At 72.4% G+C, this 17098-nt stretch carries 15 protein-coding genes and 1 pseudogene; 10 read left to right on the top strand and 6 right to left on the bottom strand.

Features of this window, described 5'->3' with window-relative positions:
• The first annotated feature begins 56 nt into the window (after positions 1–56).
• Complete coding sequence (locus OG510_RS13470) at positions 57–635, top strand: RNA polymerase sigma factor (RefSeq protein WP_406137005.1); 579 nt, start codon at positions 57–59, stop codon at positions 633–635.
• Positions 632–1282: a hypothetical protein gene (locus OG510_RS13465; RefSeq protein WP_406137004.1), complete on the top strand. Its 651-nt coding sequence runs from the start codon at positions 632–634 to the stop codon at positions 1280–1282. The genes OG510_RS13470 and OG510_RS13465 overlap by 4 nt, the downstream gene beginning before the upstream one ends.
• A gap of 60 nt (positions 1283–1342) precedes the next feature.
• Here the strand turns inward: OG510_RS13465 and OG510_RS13460 are convergent.
• Positions 1343–1689 (bottom strand): annotated as a pseudogene (locus tag OG510_RS13460) (hypothetical protein); the annotation flags it as partial.
• A 250-nt stretch (positions 1690–1939) separates the two neighbouring features.
• Here OG510_RS13460 and OG510_RS13455 point away from each other — a divergent pair.
• Genes OG510_RS13455 through OG510_RS13445 form a run of 3 tightly spaced genes read left to right on the top strand, consistent with a single transcriptional unit; the run spans position 1940 to position 5518 of the window.
• A complete protein-coding gene (locus OG510_RS13455; protein ID WP_406137003.1) occupies positions 1940–3241 on the top strand; it encodes a hypothetical protein in 1302 nt (433 codons plus the stop codon).
• Positions 3238–4860 carry a histidine kinase gene (locus OG510_RS13450; RefSeq protein WP_406137002.1) on the top strand — a complete coding sequence of 541 codons (1623 nt, stop codon included), beginning with the start codon at positions 3238–3240 and terminating at the stop codon, positions 4858–4860. Before OG510_RS13455 ends, OG510_RS13450 begins: the two co-directional genes overlap by 4 nt.
• A gap of 4 nt (positions 4861–4864) precedes the next feature.
• Positions 4865–5518, top strand: a complete 654-nt coding sequence (locus tag OG510_RS13445) for a response regulator (RefSeq protein ID WP_406137001.1) — start codon at positions 4865–4867, stop codon at positions 5516–5518.
• Positions 5519–5611: 93 nt separating this feature from the next.
• Here the strand turns inward: OG510_RS13445 and OG510_RS13440 are convergent, their stop codons facing one another.
• A complete protein-coding gene (locus OG510_RS13440) occupies positions 5612–6442 on the bottom strand; it encodes a helix-turn-helix transcriptional regulator (protein ID WP_406137000.1) in 831 nt (276 codons plus the stop codon).
• Between the two features lie 101 nt (positions 6443–6543).
• On the opposite strand from OG510_RS13440, the gene OG510_RS13435 reads away from it, so the two are divergent.
• A complete protein-coding gene (locus OG510_RS13435) occupies positions 6544–7251 on the top strand; it encodes an SDR family NAD(P)-dependent oxidoreductase (RefSeq protein ID WP_406136999.1) in 708 nt (235 codons plus the stop codon).
• A 43-nt stretch (positions 7252–7294) separates the two neighbouring features.
• Here OG510_RS13435 and OG510_RS13430 read toward each other — a convergent pair whose 3' ends face one another.
• The 3 genes from OG510_RS13430 to OG510_RS13420 all read right to left on the bottom strand — a co-directional run bounded on the left by OG510_RS13430 (position 7295) and on the right by OG510_RS13420 (position 10458).
• The gene (locus tag OG510_RS13430) at positions 7295–8938 is read right to left on the bottom strand and encodes a phospho-sugar mutase (RefSeq protein WP_406136998.1); all 1644 of its coding nucleotides are present in this window, start codon (positions 8936–8938) and stop codon (positions 7295–7297) included.
• A 138-nt stretch (positions 8939–9076) separates the two neighbouring features.
• Complete coding sequence (locus OG510_RS13425) at positions 9077–9907, bottom strand: purine-nucleoside phosphorylase (protein WP_406136997.1); 831 nt, start codon at positions 9905–9907, stop codon at positions 9077–9079.
• 113 nt (positions 9908–10020) lie between these two features.
• Positions 10021–10458, bottom strand: a complete 438-nt coding sequence (locus tag OG510_RS13420) for a gamma-glutamylcyclotransferase (RefSeq protein ID WP_164266553.1) — start codon at positions 10456–10458, stop codon at positions 10021–10023.
• Positions 10459–10729: 271 nt separating this feature from the next.
• On the opposite strand from OG510_RS13420, the gene OG510_RS13415 reads away from it, so the two are divergent.
• Together OG510_RS13415 and OG510_RS13410 are read left to right on the top strand one after the other, a co-directional pair.
• A complete protein-coding gene (locus OG510_RS13415) occupies positions 10730–12169 on the top strand; it encodes an NAD(P)H-quinone dehydrogenase (RefSeq protein WP_406136996.1) in 1440 nt (479 codons plus the stop codon).
• Positions 12170–12337: 168 nt separating this feature from the next.
• Positions 12338–13306 (top strand): DeoR/GlpR family DNA-binding transcription regulator, encoded by a 969-nt coding sequence (locus OG510_RS13410; protein WP_406136995.1) that lies wholly within the window; start codon positions 12338–12340, stop codon positions 13304–13306.
• Between the two features lie 122 nt (positions 13307–13428).
• On the opposite strand, the gene OG510_RS13405 is transcribed toward OG510_RS13410, so the two are convergent.
• The gene (locus OG510_RS13405; RefSeq protein WP_406136994.1) at positions 13429–15183 is read right to left on the bottom strand and encodes an acetyl/propionyl/methylcrotonyl-CoA carboxylase subunit alpha; all 1755 of its coding nucleotides are present in this window, start codon (positions 15181–15183) and stop codon (positions 13429–13431) included.
• A 477-nt stretch (positions 15184–15660) separates the two neighbouring features.
• Here OG510_RS13405 and OG510_RS13400 point away from each other — a divergent pair, with 477 nt between their 5' ends.
• Both OG510_RS13400 and OG510_RS13395 read left to right on the top strand, forming a co-directional pair.
• Positions 15661–16095, top strand: coding sequence for a hypothetical protein (locus tag OG510_RS13400; protein ID WP_406136993.1), 435 nt, complete (start codon positions 15661–15663; stop codon positions 16093–16095).
• Between the two features lie 37 nt (positions 16096–16132).
• Positions 16133–17095 carry a LysR substrate-binding domain-containing protein gene (locus OG510_RS13395; RefSeq protein ID WP_406136992.1) on the top strand — a complete coding sequence of 321 codons (963 nt, stop codon included), beginning with the start codon at positions 16133–16135 and terminating at the stop codon, positions 17093–17095.
• Positions 17096–17098 lie beyond the last annotated feature (3 nt).

The raw sequence follows: 17098 nt of genomic DNA, 5'->3' as shown, positions 1-17098 counted from the left end.
CGGACTAGTACCGGGTGTAAGGCATCGCACCTATGACCTGTCCTGAGGAGCCATCCGTGCCAGCGGAGCATCCGACAGCACCACCCACGCGGGACCCGGCCGGGTTCGCCGCGTTCTACGAGCAGCACTTCGACATGGTGCTCGGTTTCGTCACCCGGCGCGTCGACAGCGCGCACCTGGCCGCCGATCTGACGGCGGACATCTTCGTGGCCGCCCTGGAGGGCGCGCACACCTACGACGCCCGGCGCGGCGCGCCCGTCGCCTGGCTCTACGGCATATCCCGCAACGTCATCCACGCCCACTTCCACGGCACCGCCCGTGAGCAGCAGGCGGTCGCCCGGATCAGCGGGCGGCGGCTGCTGGACGACGAGGACGTCAGCGCCATCGAGGCGCGGATCGACGCGGACCGTACCGTCCGGCAGTTCGCGTCCGCCCACGCCGCGCTCTCCGACCCGCTGCGGCAGGTGCTCGACCTGGTGGTCCTGGACGGGCTCACGGTCCGCGAGGCAGCGCAGGCCCTGGGGATCAGCTCGGCCACCGCCCGCGTACGACTGCACCGCGCCCGCAAGATCCTGCGTACCGCCCGGACGACCCACGCCGCCACCCACGACGCCCTTCTGGAGGCCGCCCAGTGAACGCCCCCGTGCACTTCAAGCAGCAGCTCGCCGACGAGCTGAGCGCTCACGCGGCCTCCCTGTCCGCCCCCACCGGTCACCGTGCCCTGCTCCGGCTGCCCACGCCGCGCCGCTGGGTTCCCGTCACCGTGGGCCTCGCCGCGGCAGCCGCCGCCGTGGCTGTCGCCGTCCCGCTGGTGTCCGGGTCGCCGGGCGCGCAGCAGGCCGCGCAGACACCGCACGGCGCCGCGGGCACCGGCCCTGGCGCGTCGGCCGCTCCGGCGTCCCCGGGCGCCGGCCTGCACATCGTCAACGCCGACTACGCCGTGCAGTCCAGGCCGGGCGGCACGGTCTCGGTGCAGCTGTTCGACTCGAAGGGCATACGCGGCCTGCAGGCCGCGCTGGACAAGGCGGGCATCCCGGCGAAGGTGATGGTGCCCTCGGCCTCCTGCCGCACCACCGGCCACACCGACAGCAAGCCGCACGGCAGCCTCCTGAAGGTGATGCCGCAGTCCGGCTTCCACAGCAACGGGGTCCACGACATCAAGCCCAGTGCCATCCGGCCCGGGGACCACCTGCTGTTCATCGCGGAGACCGGGGGCAGTTCGTCGGGGGTGCTGGCCACCAGGCTGGTGCACCAGGTGCCCAGCTGTATCCCGGCCGACTAGCTGCGAGCCCATCAGCATGCGGCCGGTGCCCGGCATGACGGGCGGGCTCAGAAGGAACCGCCGGGTGGCAGCGGGGGCGTGGTCGTGGTCGCGGGTCATGCCGGCGACCACGCCGAGGCGGTGGACGAGCCGCTCACGGGCAGAGATGTAGCCCCACTCGGAGTCCTCGACGGGCACCCGAGCGAGCTGGTCGACCGTCCCCCGGTGGGCCCGCTCGACGAGCGCGTCTCCCTGGATCAGCCAGCCGGCACACGCGTCGGCGAGGTCACCCGGCACACCCTGGCGATGCGCAGATCGTTGCCGGGGCACGGGTCGCCATGCAGCAGCGCATCGTCGAACGGAAGCCGCTTCAGCATGCGGGCGAGACTAGCTGTAACTCCGTACGCATGCGGAGGCCATGGCCTGTCGCAGTCCGGCGTGGCAGCAGGAGCGCCCGCCGCCCGGCGTCGTGCCGGCTGCAATAGGCGCGCCGCACGGACTTCGTCATGTCGGAGTCGAGGCTCGGCATGCGCACCGGTCGGCCGGGCCGGGCCACCATGGTGACCGCGCGCGGTTCGCCGATCGGACGGGGAGTGTGGACGATCGGCCGACGCGGCGGTGATGCGGGGGCGCCTAGCGTTCATCGGGCCAGGTCACCACAGGTTGAGGGGAACATCGATGGGAAAGCCAGGGACGACCGGGACAGCCGACGACACGGCTGTGATCGGGGCGGCCACCGAGTTCGAGCCGGACGTCATGGACCTGCTGGTGGAGACCCTGCGCCAGGCGGGCAGGCGAGAGTTGACGTACGTGGGGACGGACACCCTGCTGGGGCAGCTCGTGCTGGGGGACACGGACGCCGGTGCGGCGATCGCCCCCGGAATGCGGAAGGCCGGCTCGCTCAGCGGGGTGATATCCGGCCGCGCGGGCCGTGGCTGGGCGAGCGACGACCTCGCGCCCCCTACGCAGGCCGGTGCCGGTGCCGGTGCCGGTGCCGATGCCGATGCCGATGCGGGAGCCGATCACGTGGCCGACGGGGCAGAGGTGGACGCCGCCTGGCGTGAGGCGCGGTGGCGCGTCGGCTCCGGTTCGCGCGGACCGGCCACGGGCAGCAGCCCGGCGCTGCCCCCGATGAGCGGGGCGCTGCGCGCGTGCCTGCTGCTGGCGATCGGGTCGGCCCGCGCCGAGGGGACGATCTCCGTGCGCTGCAGACATGTGGCCCGTGCGCTGCTGGACCTGCCCGACACCAGGGCGCGGGAAGCCCTGCTGCTGCGGCAGGCTGACCTGGCTGCCGCGTCGGCCGCGCTCGACCGGCTGGACGCGAGCGCCCCGGCGGAGACCGAGCGGCCGGAATCCCGTGGCGTCACCCTCCTCCGCCGGGCGGGCACGCTCGGCAGGAGCGGCAACGTCCTGACCCGCGCGCTGACTTCATGGGCCTCGGGCAGCACGGAAAACGGCTCACCCGTCCTGTTCGCGGTGTCCGTCGAGGCCATGAGGCAAGCGGTACGGTGCGGGCGCGCCACCGTGGAGCCGGTGGACCTGCTGCTGGGGATCCTGGCGCTGGACCGGGCCCTGTACGTGGCCGGGCGCGCGCTCCCCGCGGGTCTGGAGTCCGCCAACTCCGCTCCGTCCCTGCTGCGTCGGCACGGCGTACGGCAGGTTTCGCTGTTCTCGCTGGTCTCGTCGGCTTCGGCGGCCCCGCCCGCAGCTGACCCCCGGCCCACCGATGGCAGCGACGCCGGCCGTGTGCGGCGGTCCGCCGCTGTCGAGCGGGTCACCGCGAAGGCCGAGCTGTCCGCCGCCGAGCACCGGTCGCCCACGGTCGGTACGGTCCACCTGCTGTCCGCGCTGCTCGACGAGCCGGAGACGGCGGACAGCAGCGCGGACACCGGAACCTGTGGCGCGGTCACCGCGCTGGCCGCCGAGCGGGTGGACGTGACAGCGCTGCGGGCAGAGCTGACCCTCCGGTTGAGCGCATGACAACCGGGCCCGCCGGGCGCCACCTCCTGGCCGGACTGGCCGGACTGGCCGGAGCCCCGCGCCGGCTGCACCGCGAGGCGCTGGAGACCTGGGCCGCCGTCCGTGCCGCCGAGCCCCGTACGGTCGTGACCGAGGCGCTCGTCTGCGCCCTGGTGGCGGCTGTCGGCCTCGTACCGCTGCTGCTGGTGCCCCCGCACCGGCCCGGGTGGGCCGTGCTGGAGGCGCTGTGGGCGGCCGGGCTCGTCCTCGCCCGGCGTGGGCGGCCGGGCGCCGCGGTCCTGGCGTCCGCCGTGCTGGTCGTGGGCGACAACGTGTGGACCCTGGCGGTGGCGCCGCTGGTCGTGCTGTCCGCCACCCGCCGTATCGCACCGCAGCGCCGGGTGTGGCAGTTCGTCGGAGCGGCCTGCGCCGCCGTCGGCGTCCTGACTCTCGCCATGGCCCTGGCCGGGTCCGGGGCACTGCTGCCCCAACTGGCCGGAAACGCCGCATCGGCCGTGCTGCTCCTCGTGCTTCCCGCGCTGGCCGGCACCCTGCTGGGGCGGCGCCGCCCCCTGAACACCCTGCTGCGGGAACGCAACGCCTATCTGGAGCAGGCCCGTACGCTGACCGCGGCGGCGGCCCGGCTGGAGGAGCGGACCCGGATCGCGGGGGAGATGCACGATCTCCTCGGCCACCGGCTGAGCCTGATCTCCGTACACGCGGGCGCGCTCGAACTCGGCGCCGCCCGGCAGGCACCCGCCCTGGCAGGACAGGCCGAGCTGCTCCGTACGACAGCCGGTACGGCCATGGAGGAACTGCGCGAGATCCTCGGTGTCCTGCGGCACACGGAACACGTGGACCACCTGGGACACCTGGGACACCTGGACATCAGCGGCAGGGCCGACCGGTCCGCCGACGAGAGGGGAACCCGCGAGGACATCACCGCGCTGACGGAGGAGTCCCGCCGGACAGGCAGCACCGTCGCGCTGGACTGGTCCGTCCCCGACACGGCCGGGCTGAGCCCCCGCACCCGCCAGGCGATCCACCGGGTGGTCCGCGAAGGACTCACCAACGTGCTGAAACACGCGTCCGGCGCGCCCACCACGGTGGTGGTACGCAGCACGGGCGCCGGGGTCGACGTGTCCGTCGCCAACGAGGCACCCCGTACGCCCGGCCGCTCCCGGGGCGGAACGAACAGCGGGCTGGCCGCCTGCCAGGAGCGGGTCTCGCTGCTCGGCGGCACGTTCCGGGCGGGCGCCGCGGCGGACGGCGGATTCCGCGTGGCCGCGTGGCTGCCCGCGCACGGGAACGAGCCGGTGCCCGCGCCCGAGCCCGCCTCCGTGCCCGCGCCCGCGAGCGAGCCGGTGCCCGCGCCCGCGAGCGAGCCCCTGCCGTCGCACGGCAACGGCAACCGCCCCGGCCCCGGTATCGGCAACCGCACAGGCACCGGCACGGACAACCGCCCCGGCACCCGCACCGGCCCCGGCCCCCGCCCCGAACCGAGAGGCGCACGACCCCCGTTGCCGGACGAGATCCTCACCTGGCCGCGCGTTCTGGCATCGGGCTGCGTGACCCTGCTCGTGGTTCTGCCCACGGCCGTCTTCCTCGTCGTGCTGCTGGTCTACGCGGCCCTAGGATGAGCCGATGATCCGAGTCCTGGTCGCCGACGACGAGGCGCTGATGCGCGTGGGAATCCGGCTGATCCTGGAGAACGCCGAGGACATCGAAGTGGTCGCCGAGGCGGGCGACGGCTACGCGGCCGCCGCGGCGTGCCGTACCCAGGACATCGATGTGGCCCTGCTCGACATCCAGATGCCGGAGCGCGACGGAGTCGCCGCCGCCGAGGACATCGCCCGTATCTCGCCCCGTACCTGCGTCGTGATGCTGACGGCGTTCGGTGAGGAGGCGAGCGTGACCCGCGCCCTGCGGGCCGGCGCGAGCGGGTTCCTGCTCAAGGACACCGGCCCCGCCGACCTGATCCGCGCCGTGCAGCGCGCCGCCGGAGGCGAACCGGTCCTGGCGCCCCGGATCACCCGGCAACTGCTCGACCGTCAGCTGGAGTCCGGCCGGAACACCGAGGCCGCGCTCCGCAGAACCGCAGAACTGACCCCGGCCGAACAGGACGTCCTGCGGCTGCTGGGCACCGGGCTGTCCAACGCGGAGATCGCCGGTCAGCTGTATCTGAGCGCCGGCACGGTCAAGGCGCACATCAGCCGCATCCTGACCCGCACCGGCTGCGCCAACCGCGTGCAGGCCGCCGTCCTCGCCCACGACGCCGGGCTGCTCTCCGACCGCTGAGCGGGCGGCCCGGCCCGGTCCTGCCCGGTGTGAGGCGCGCGGTGTGCGGTGTGAGGGGTGAGATGCGCGCCGGCTCCACGCGAGTGGGAACCCCTAGCCGACCAGCGCCTGGGTGCCGAGGACGGTGAGCAGCGCGAGCTGTTCGGCGTCCCTGGTGCCTGGCTCCGTCGTGTAGATCATGATGCGCAGGTCACTGCCCGCCACGCTGAGCACGTCACAGTCCAGCGTCACGGAGCCGATCCGTGGATGGTCGATCGTCTTGTGCGAGACGTCGTGCCGCTCCACGCCCCCGGAGTCCCACAGTTCCGCGAACCGGTCGCTGCCGGACCGCAGTTCGGCGATCAGGCGCCGCAGCCGCTGGTCCGCCGGATACCGGGCCGCCGTCGCCCGCAACCCGGCGACCTGCGAGGTCTCCAGCGCGCGCCGGGACTCCGGTGTCTGGCGGGCGCGTGTGCCAGAGCCGAGGAAGTTGCGCCACACCGCGTTGCGGTCCTTGCCGTGCCACTCGCCCATCAGTGCCGTGTACAGCGGGTTGGCCAGCAGCAGCGTCCACGCCGCGTCGTAGACCGCGACAGGTGTGCCGGTCAGCCGGTCCAGCATCCGCTGGACGCCGGGCGTGATGTACGCGGGCACCGTGCCCCGCCCCGGCGGTACGAGCCCGGCGGCCGCGAACAGATGCTCGCGCTCGGCCCCCGACAGACGCAGCGCCCGGCCCAGCGCCTCGACGACCTGCACCGACGGGTTGGCGGCCCGGCCCTGTTCGAGACGGGTGACGTAGTCGACCGAGATCCCGGCCAGCAGGGCCAGCTCCTCGCGGCGCAGCCCGGCCGCACGCCGGTGACCGCCGACGGGCAGCCCGGCCGCCTCCGGGGAGACCCGGTCGCGCCAGCGCCGCACCGCCTGTCCGAACTCCGTGGTCGCCATGACACCACTGTGCCCCGGACCGTGCGGATCGTCCTGGTACCGGCAGTCCCAGGAAGACGGGACGCCTGGCTGACCCACCGTCCCCGCCGCATCGTGGAGGCATGACAACAACACTGATCACCGGAGCGAACAAGGGTCTCGGCCACGAGACCGCCCGCCGCCTCATCGCCGCGGGCCACACCGTCTACCTGGGCAGCCGCGACGCCGAACGAGGGCGCCTGGCCGCCGATGAGCTGGGCGCGCGGCTGGTCGTCATCGACACCACCGACGACGCGTCCGTCGCGGCCGCCGTGCGGGCCGTCGCGGCCGACGGCGGTCTGGACGTACTCGTCAACAACGCCGGCATCGAGGAGCGCGGCGCGGACAACACCGTGATCGGCGCCGCGGACGTGACAGCCGACACGATGCGCAGCACGTTCGAGACGAACGTCTTCGGCACCGTGCGCGTCACCCACGCCTTCCTTCCCCTGCTGCGGCGCTCGGCCGCCCCGGTGGTGGTCAACGTCAGCAGCGGTCTGGCCTCACTGACCGGGGTCGCCACGCCGGACACCCCGGCGTACGCCTACCCGGGGGTCGCGTATCCGGCGTCCAAGACCGCCGTCAACATGATCACCGTGCAGTACGCGAAGGCGTTCCCGCAGATGCGGATCAACGCGGTGGAGCCCGGCTTCACCAAGACCGACCTGAACGGGAACACGGGCATCCAGACCGTCGAGCAGGGCGCCGGGATCATCGTGCGGATGGCGCAGGTGGGCCCGGACGGCCCGACCGGGGGCTTCTTCGACGCCGAAGGCCCACTGCCCTGGTGATACCGGACAGCGGGCCATCGGGGTGCCGAGTGGCTCGACGGGCCTACAGACCCGCCGCCTGCGACAGGTCCGCCTTGATCGCCGTCAGGAGCCCGTCCGCCCGGGTCCTGGCCGCCGGGACGTCGCCGATGGCCTCCACCGGGAGCACCACCTCCAGATAGCACTTGAGCTTCGGCTCGGTGCCGCTCGGGCGGACGATCACCCGGGCGCCCTCCAGGTGGTAGCGCAGGCCGTCCGTGGGCGGCAGGTGCTCCGTGCCGTTCGACAGGTCCTCGGTGCTCGTGACCTTGAGGCCCGCCAGCTCGGCCGGCGGCTGTTCGCGCAGCCGCCGCATCGCGTCCGCGATCACCGACAGGTCGTCGACGCGCACCGAGAGCTGGTCCGTCGCGTGCAGCCCGTGCCGGACGGCCAGTTCGTCGAGCAGGCCGAGCAGCGTGCGGCCCTCGGCCTTCAGCACCGAGGCCAGTTCGGCGACGAGCAGGGCCGCCGTGATGCCGTCCTTGTCGCGTACGCCGTCGGGGTCGACGCAGTACCCGAGCGCCTCCTCGTACCCGTACCGCAGGCCGTCGACGCGGGCGATCCACTTGAACCCGGTCAGCGTCTCCTCGTACGGCAGCGAGGCCGCCTCGGCGATCCGGCCGAGCAGCGACGACGACACGATCGACTCGGCGAACGTGCCGGTCACCCCGCGCCGCACCAGGTGCGCGGCGAGCAGCGCGCCCAGCTCGTCGCCGCGCAGCATGCGCCAGTCGCCCTCGTACGGGACGGCCACCGCGCAGCGGTCCGCGTCCGGGTCGTTGGCGATGACGAGGTCGGGCGTCGCGCCGCGGGCCGTCGCGAAGGCGAGGTCCATCGCGCCCGGCTCCTCCGGGTTGGGGAAGGCGACCGTGGGGAACGCCGGGTCTGGCTCGGCCTGTTCGGCGACGAGCACCGGCGCCGGGAAGCCGGCCCGGGCGAACGCGTTGAGCAGGGTCTCCGTGCCGACCCCGTGCATCGCCGTGTAGACGGTGCGGGCGGTGCGGGGGGAGCCGGGGGTCAGTACGGCGTCCGTACGGGCCAGATAGGCGTCCAGGACGTCCTCGCCGAGGGTCTCCCAGCCGCTGTCGGGGCGCGGTACGTCGTGCAGGCTCCGCACCGCGTCGATCCGCGCGGCGATCCCGGTGTCCGCCGGGGGCACGATCTGCGAGCCGTCCCCGAGATAGACCTTGTAGCCGTTGTCGCGGGGCGGGTTGTGGCTCGCGGTGACCTCGACGCCCGCGACCGCGCCGAGGTGGCGGATGGCGAAGGCGAGGACCGGGGTGGGCAGCGGGCGCGGCAGTACGGCCGCGCGCAGACCGGCGCCCGTCATCACGGCCGCGGTGTCCCGGGCGAAGTCCGCGGACTTGTAGCGGGCGTCGTAGCCGACGACGACCAGGCCGCCCGCCTGTCCCTGCGCCTTGAGGTAGGCGGCGAGGCCGGCCGCCGCGCGTATGACGACGGCCCGGTTCATCCGCATCGGGCCCGCGCCCAGCTCTCCGCGGAGGCCGGCGGTGCCGAACTGGAGGGTGCCGCTGAAGCGGGCGGCCAGCTCGGTGGTGTCACCGGAGGAGGCGGCTGCCTCGATGAGCCGTGCCAGCTCCTCGCGGGTGTCGGGGTCGGGGTCCTCCGCCTGCCACGTCCTGGCGCGGGTGATCAGGTCCTGCTGCACGGTGGTTCTGCCTTTCGTTCCTCATGGGGTGGGGGCTCCGCCCCCAGGCCCCCGCTCCTCGATCGCCGGAGGGGCTGGGGTTCGTGCCGGTGCCCGGCACGAACAAGCCCGTCCGGCGGAGGACACCTGGGGGGCGCTTCAGATCCGTTCCAGGACCTTCGAGAGCAGCGAGCCCATCCGTGTGGCCGAGTCGCGGCCCGCCTGCAGTACCTCTTCGTGGTTCAGCGGCTCACCGGTCAGCCCGGCCGCCAGGTTCGTGACCAGCGAGATACCGAGCACCTCCGCACCCGCCTCACGCGCCGCGATGGCTTCGAGCACCGTCGACATGCCGACCAGGTCGCCGCCGAGCACCCGGACCATGTTGATCTCGGCGGGCGTCTCGTAGTGCGGGCCGGGGAACTGGACGTACACGCCCTCTTCCAGCGTGCTGTCCACCTCCTTGCAGAGCGCCCGCAGCCGCGGCGAGTACAGGTCGGTGAGGTCCACGAAGTTGGCGCCGATGATCGGCGATGTGGCCGTCAGGTTGATGTGGTCACTGATGAGGACCGGCTGGCCGGGACGCATCCCGGGGCGCAGGCCGCCGCAGCCGTTGGTCAGGACGACCGTCTTGCAGCCCGCGGCGACGGCGGTGCGCACGCCGTGCGAGACGGCGGCCACCCCGCGGCCCTCGTAGTAGTGGGTACGGCCCAGGAAGACCAGCGCGCGCTTGCCCCCGACGGCGTACGAGCGGATGCGTCCGCCGTGGCCCTCGACGGCGGGCGGCGGGAACCCGGGCAGTTCGGTCACGGCGAAATCGGCCACGGGGGTGCCCAGCGCGTCGACGGCGGGGGCCCAGCCGGAGCCCATCACGAGGGCGACGTCGTGGGTCTCCGCGCCGGTGAGCTCACGCAGGCGGGTGGCGGCGGCGTCGGCGGCGACAGTGGGGTTGTCGGCGGCGCCCTGGAGGTCCGGGTTAACTGAAGCGTTCACGCCGAAGAGGGTAACCGCATTCGGCCTACGCGCGTAGATGTTGTGGCCGACGGAGTTGGGATCGTTGTCTTGTCGTTTCCGACGAACGCCGCGTCCCGCTGGGCCTGCCCGCCTCAGCAGGGGCGTTTGCGCAGCTCCATCACATAGTCGTGCGGCGCGCCCGCCGACTCGGCCGCGTCGGCCAGCTCGCCCAGGTAGCGCGCCGACGGCAGGCCGCCCTCGTACCCGTTCAGTACGTAGATCCAGGCGGGCTCCTCGCCCTCCAGGGTGTCCACCCTGACCCGCATCCGCCGGTATATGTCGAGGCCGACGCCCTCCCAGCGGTCCATCGAGTCCTGGTCCATCGGGGCGATGTCGTAGAGGGCGACGAAGACCTGTGAGCGCGGGGCCTCCACCAGGGTGGCGAGGGCGCCCTCCCAGCCCATCTGCTCCCCGCCGAAGGTCAGCCGCCAGCCGTTGAGCCAGCCGGTGCCGCGCAGGGGGGAGTGCGGGGCGCGGCGACTCATCAGCCGCGCGTCGAGGTTGCCGGCGTACGCGGCGTAGAGCGACATGCTGTCGAGGGTACGACAGTGGCATTTCGGGGCCGGGTCACTTCGCCGCGACAACCGCCCTCAACCGCCTCGGCGGGCGGGCCCGTGAGGGTGCCCCGGGTCACATCGAAGACCTCCGTGGGGCCTCGGTGGGGCCCGGTGGAGCCCCGGGGGTGAAGCATCTTGAAGAGTGCGGGACAATGAAGCACGTACTGCATTCCCCGGGGGCTCCCCCCGGACCCCCGGCCGGGGCGGCAGTGCGGCCGGGGTGACAACGCGAGGCGGATTTTTCGTGACCCGGATCGTGATCATCGGCGGCGGACCTGGCGGATATGAGGCCGCGCTGGTCGGCGCCCAGCTCGGCGCGGAGGTGACCGTCGTCGACTGCGACGGTCTCGGCGGGGCATCCGTGCTCACCGACTGCGTGCCGTCCAAGACTCTGATCGCCACGGCCGAGGTGATGACGACCTTCGACTCTTCGTACGAGGAGTTGGGCATCATCGTCGCCGACGACACCCCACCGCTGGAACAGGCGGCGCGGGTGGTCGGTGTGGACCTCGGCAAGGTGAACCGACGGGTCAAGCGGCTCGCGCTGGCCCAGTCCCACGACATCACCGCATCGGTCACCAGGGCCGGTGCCCGGGTGATGCGCGGCCGCGGCCGGCTCGCCGGGCAGCAGGCCATGGACGGCTCACGCCAGGTGATCGTCACCGCCGCCGACGGCACCGAGGAGACCCTGACGGCCGACGCCGTCCTGCTCGCGACCGGCGGCCACCCCCGGGAGATCCCGGACGCGCAGCCGGACGGCGAGCGCATCCTGAACTGGACGCAGGTGTACGACCTGGACGAGCTCCCCGAAGAGCTCATCGTGGTCGGCTCCGGTGTCACGGGCGCCGAGTTCGCGGGCGCCTACCAGGCGCTCGGCTCACGCGTCACGCTGGTCTCCAGCCGTGACCGGGTGCTCCCCGGCGAGGACCCGGACGCTGCGGCCGTCCTGGAGGACGTGTTCCGCCGCCGGGGCATGAACGTGATGGCCCGCTCGCGCGCGGCCTCCGCCAAGCGGGTGGGCGACCGGGTGGAGGTCACCCTGGCCGACGGCCGGGTCATCTCCGGTACGCACTGTCTGATGGCGGTCGGCGCCATCCCCAACAGCGCGGGCATGGGCCTCGATGAGGCCGGTGTCCGGCTCAAGGAGTCGGGCCACATCTGGACCGACAAGGTCTCCCGCACCAGCGCCCCCGGCGTCTACGCGGCCGGTGACGTCACCGGGATCTTCGCCCTCGCGTCGGTCGCGGCCATGCAGGGCCGTATCGCGATGTACCACTTCCTCGGTGACGCGGTGCAGCCGCTGAACCTCAAGACGGTCTCCTCCAACGTCTTCACCGACCCGGAGATCGCCACGGTCGGTTACAGCCAGGCCGAGGTCGACTCGGGCAAGATCGTGGCGCGCGCCGTCAAGCTGCCGCTGCTGCGCAACCCGCGCGCCAAGATGCAGGGCATCAGGGACGGTTTCGTCAAGATCTTCTGCCGTCCGGGTACCGGCATCGTGGTCGGGGGAGTGGTCGTGGCTCCCCGGGCCAGCGAGCTGATCCACCCGATCTCGATCGCGGTCGACAACAACCTGACGGTGGAGCAGATCGCGAACGCCTTCACCGTGTACCCGTCGCTCTCCGGCTCGATCGCCGAGGTGGCGCGGCAGTTGCACACCCGGAAGATGGCCGGCGAGGACTGACGGGACCGGCGGGGCGGCTGACCGGGCGGCCGACGGTCGGGGGCGCGGGCGGGGGCGTGGATGGCGAGCGCGCCCCGTATACCACCTGCTGGTGCAATCTGTGCGCAATTTCTGTTATTCGGCGCAAAGTGCTGAGAACGATCGGCCGGTCAGGTTACTGTCTGTTTCGTGTTCGCTGCTGAACGTCGCCAATTGATCCTTGAAATGGTGCGTGCCAACGGGGCCGTGTCGCTCCGTGAGCTCGCCCGTGTCGTCCAGACCTCCGAAGTGACCGTACGGCGGGACGTGCGGGCGCTGGAGGCAGAAGGACTCCTCGACCGCCGTCACGGCGGTGCGGTACTGCCGGGTGGTTTCACGCGAGAATCCGGCTTTCCGCAGAAATCCCATCTCGCGACCGCCGAGAAGACGGCCATCGCCGATCTCGCCGCGGGGCTCGTCGAAGAAGGCGAAGCCATCGTGGTGGGCGCGGGGACGACCACGCAGGAGCTGGCCCGCCGGCTCGCACGCGTCCCCGGGCTGACGGTGGTCACCAACTCCCTGCTGGTCGCCCAGGCGTTGGCCCATGCCAACCGGGTCGAGGTCGTGATGACCGGCGGCACCCTGCGCGGGTCCAACTACGCCCTGGTGGGCAGCGGTGCCGAGCAGTCCCTCCAGGGGCTCCGGGTCTCCCGGGCCTTCCTCTCCGGCAGCGGGCTGACCGCCGAGCGCGGCCTGTCGACCTCCAACATGCTCTCGGCCAGCGTCGACCGGGCACTGGTGCAGGCCGCGGCCGAGGTGGTGGTCCTCGCCGACCACACCAAGCTGGGCACCGACACCATGTTCCAGACCGTGCCGACGGATGTGATCACCCGGCTGGTCACCGACGAGCCGTCCGCCCAGGACGACCGTGCGGCAACGGAGTTGCAGGCGCTCGCCGACCAGGGCGTGCAGATCGCGGTGGCGGGGCAGAGCGGTACGGGTCCCGGAGCGGGCGGTGAGGCCGTCCCCGCGGGGCGGCCGCAGCGCAGGGACATGCCGCTCCCCGGGCAGCGGCGTACGCACCCGGGCGGTCCGCAGCCGCTGCGCAGCGCGGTCTCCCTCGCCGAGCAGCAACAACAGCAACAGCAGGCGCGGGTGGCCGACATGCGCCGCCGCTAGAGCCTTTTCGGCCCCGTTCTCACGCTTCACGCTGCACAGCTACGGGGCGGGCCCCCGGCCGGTTGCTGTCCGGCCGGGGGCCCGCCCCGTAGCTGTTGGCCGTGCGGCTGCCGGCCCGGTCGTCAGTCCTTGATCTCGCAGATCATGGCGCCCGACGAGATGGAGGCGCCGATCTCGGCGGTGAGGCCCTTGACGGTGCCGGAGCGGTGCGCGTTGAGCGGCTGCTCCATCTTCATCGCCTCCAGGACGATCACCAGGTCGCCCTCCTTGACCTCCTGGCCCTCCTCGACCGCGACCTTGACGATCGTGCCCTGCATCGGGGACGCGAGCGAGTCGCCCGAAGCGGCGGAGCCGGACTTCTTGGCCGCCCGGCGCTTGGGCTTGGCGCCCGCCGCCAGACCCGTACGGGCCAGGGTCATCCCCAGCGAGGACGGCAGCGAGACCTCAAGACGCTTGCCGCCGACCTCGACGACGATCGTCTCGCGCCCGGACTCGTCCTCGTCCGCGTCGCCGCCGGCCGGGGCGAACGGCGGGATCTCGTTGACGAACTCGGTCTCGATCCACCGGGTGTGAATCCGGAAGGGGTCGGCCGTGAAGGCCGGATCCCTGACGACCGCGCGGTGGAAGGGGATGGCGGTGGCCATGCCTTCGACGGTGAACTCGTCCAGGGCGCGGGCGGCCCGCTGGAGGGCCTGCTCGCGGGTGGCGCCGGTGACGATCAGCTTGGCGAGCAGCGAGTCCCAGGCGGGGCCGATGACCGAGCCGGACTCGACGCCCGCGTCGAGGCGGACACCGGGGCCGGTCGGCGGGGCGAAGGTGGTGACGGTGCCCGGGGCGGGCAGGAAGCCGCGGCCCGGGTCCTCGCCGTTGATACGGAACTCGAAGGAGTGACCGCGCAGCTTCGGGTCGTCGTAGCCCAGCTCCTCGCCGTCGGCGATACGGAACATCTCGCGCACCAGGTCGATGCCGCTGACCTCTTCGGTGACGGGGTGCTCCACCTGGAGGCGGGTGTTGACCTCCAGGAAGGAGATGGTGCCGTCGAGGCCCACCAGGAACTCGACGGTGCCCGCGCCGACGTAGCCGGCCTCCTTGAGGATGGCCTTGGACGCGGCGTACAGCTCGGAGTTCTGCTCCTCGCTCAGGAAGGGCGCGGGCGCCTCCTCGACCAGCTTCTGGTGGCGGCGCTGGAGGGAGCAGTCACGGGTGGAGACGACGACGACGTTGCCGAACTTGTCGGCCAGGCACTGGGTCTCGACGTGCCGCGGCTTGTCCAGGTAGCGCTCGACGAAGCACTCGCCGCGCCCGAAGGCGGCGACGGCCTCGCGGACCGCCGAGTCGTACAGCTCGGGGATCTCTTCGAGGGTGCGGGCGACCTTCAGGCCGCGGCCGCCACCGCCGAAGGCCGCCTTGATGGCGATCGGCAGGCCGTTCTCCTCGGCGAAGGCCACGACCTCGCCGGAGCCCTCGACCGGGTCGGGGGTGCCCGCGACGAGGGGCGCGCCCGCGCGCTGTGCGATGTGCCGGGCGGCGACCTTGTCGCCGAGGTCGCGGATGGCCTGCGGCGGCGGGCCGATCCAGGTGAGCTGTGCGTCCAGGACGGCCTGGGCGAATTCGGCGTTCTCCGAGAGGAAGCCGTATCCGGGGTGAATGGCGTCGGCGCCCGAGTCCTTCGCCGCCTGGAGGACCTTGCCCATGTCCAGGTAGCTGGTGCCCGGGGTGTCACCGCCCAGGGCGAACGCCTCGTCGGCCGCGCGTACGTGTGGTGCGTCCCGGTCCGGATCGGCGTAGACGGCTACGCTCGTGATCCCGGCGTCCCGGCAGGCCCGTGCGACACGGACAGCGATCTCGCCACGGTTGGCGATGAGCACCTTGTGCACGATGGCTCCCTCCTTGCGGTGTTTTCCCCGCTCGCACCCGAGCCGGGTTTACTCGGCAGGTCATCGTGCCGAAGAGTTCGCTGAAACATGCTGAGTTTAGGGACTGCCGACACCGTGTTTCGACCTGTCCCCATGGGTGAGCTTCCCCACACACGGTGTGACACGAGCGTCGGCGATGCCGCGAATTCCCTTGTCACACCACGGTACGGAGGGTTCCCGGAACCCACAGTAGCCCCGCCATGTGGGTTAGGTCTCTGTCGGTCGGGACCGCTGCGGCTCGCGATTCTTTGTGGAGTCCCTACGAAGGGCCGGGCGATTCTTTGCCGCCCGTTCCGATCCCTCCGCCCCCCTTGTCCCGGCGAGTACCCGTTAGTAGCCTGCGCGTGTCGCACGTACTTGCGGTAACAGCGGTAACGCGCGGCATCCGGCGGAGATCTGACTGAGTACTCACTGGCGTACTCACTGGGGGGTGGGCTCATGGCGCGCAGGCCGGTGGCCTTGGTGGCTGCGATCGTCCTCGTCCTCGAGGCGTTCGGGATCGCCTTCGTGAATCTGATACTCGGCAAGGTGGCCGACAACCAGAACATGTCCCTGGCGGGCCTGCGGCCGAGCGCGATAAGCACCGGCTCCTGGATAGCCGGGGGTCTCTTCGGTGTCTATCTGCTGCTCTGCGCGTTCTTCCCGCTGCGCGCCGGCATCACGGACCGCGGGCCGGGCCGCTTCGGCCGGATCCTGCTGATCACCTGCGCGGTGGTGCACGGCGTGCTCGGCGCGCTCACCCTGGGCCTGGTCGGCTGGCCCGCCTTCGCCGCGATGATCGTGGTGCTCGGACTGATCGTCCTGACCCTGGTGGCGTACGACGGGGGCCGCCCGGAGCCCGTGGTGGCCGAAGGCACCCCAGCGGCCGTCTGATGCCCCTCGCGAGGTGCCAGGCTCTAGGGTCGGCCGGGTGAAGATCCCCCGCCTGCTCGACGGCCGGCTGAAGTTCCGTCATCTGGTCCTCGTCGACGCGCTCTCCCGCCGGGGCAGTGTGGTCGGCGCCGCCGCCGAACTCCATGTGACGCAGCCCGCGGCCACCCGCAGCCTGCACGAGCTGGAGGACATCCTCGGCGTGCCGCTCTTCGAGCGCGGCCCCCGCGGTGTCACGGCGACCGTCTTCGGTGAGGCGTTCACCACCCACGCCCGTACCGTGCTGGCCGAGTTGACGCAGGCGGGCCGCCATGTGGTCGAGCTGGCCGATGCCGACCGCGGCACGGTGATCGTCGGCACCCATCTCGCCGGGTCGAACGTGCTGCTCCCGCGCGCCATCGCCACCGTCAAGAAGGTGCGCCCCCAGCTCACCGTGGTCGTCCGGGAGGCTTCGCCCGAAGCGCTGCTCCTCGAACTGGAGGCCGGACGCGTCGACTTCATCGTGGGGCGGCTGACCGTGGCGTCCGACGAGCACACCGTGCGCCGCAAGCTGTACGACGAGTCGGTCGAGCTGGTCGTCAGGGCCTCGCACGCGCTCGCCGGGCAGCGGGCGGTGGATCTCGCGGAGCTGGCGGACTACCCGTGGATCCTGCCGGGCGCGGAGACCGCGCTGCGCCGGGAGATCGAGGAGTTCTTCGCCCGGCACGGGATCGCCCTGCCGGTGAACCGGGTGGAGACCACCTCGTTCCTGACCGTGCGCCAGCTCCTCCTGGAGACCGATGTGGTGGCGGCGCTGCCCAGCCTCATCATCCGCGACGACCCCAGGATCGTCCGGCTCGACGTCCCGCTGGAGCCGATCGGCCACAGCGTCGGACTGACGCTGCCCGCCGCCCGTACCCCCAGTCCATCGGCGCGGGCGCTGATCCGGGGCCTGGAGGACGTCGCCGCCGGTATGGCCCCGCTGAGCGGTGACGGCGACGGCTCCGGCTCCCAGCGGGCCTGAAGC

Origin of the sequence: Streptomyces sp. NBC_01089 (assembly GCF_045162975.1) — a bacterium.
Taxonomy (GTDB): Bacteria; Actinomycetota; Actinomycetes; order Streptomycetales; family Streptomycetaceae; genus Streptomyces.
Note: the sequence above shows the minus strand (reverse complement) of the source record. Positions and strands in the feature narration are given on the sequence as shown.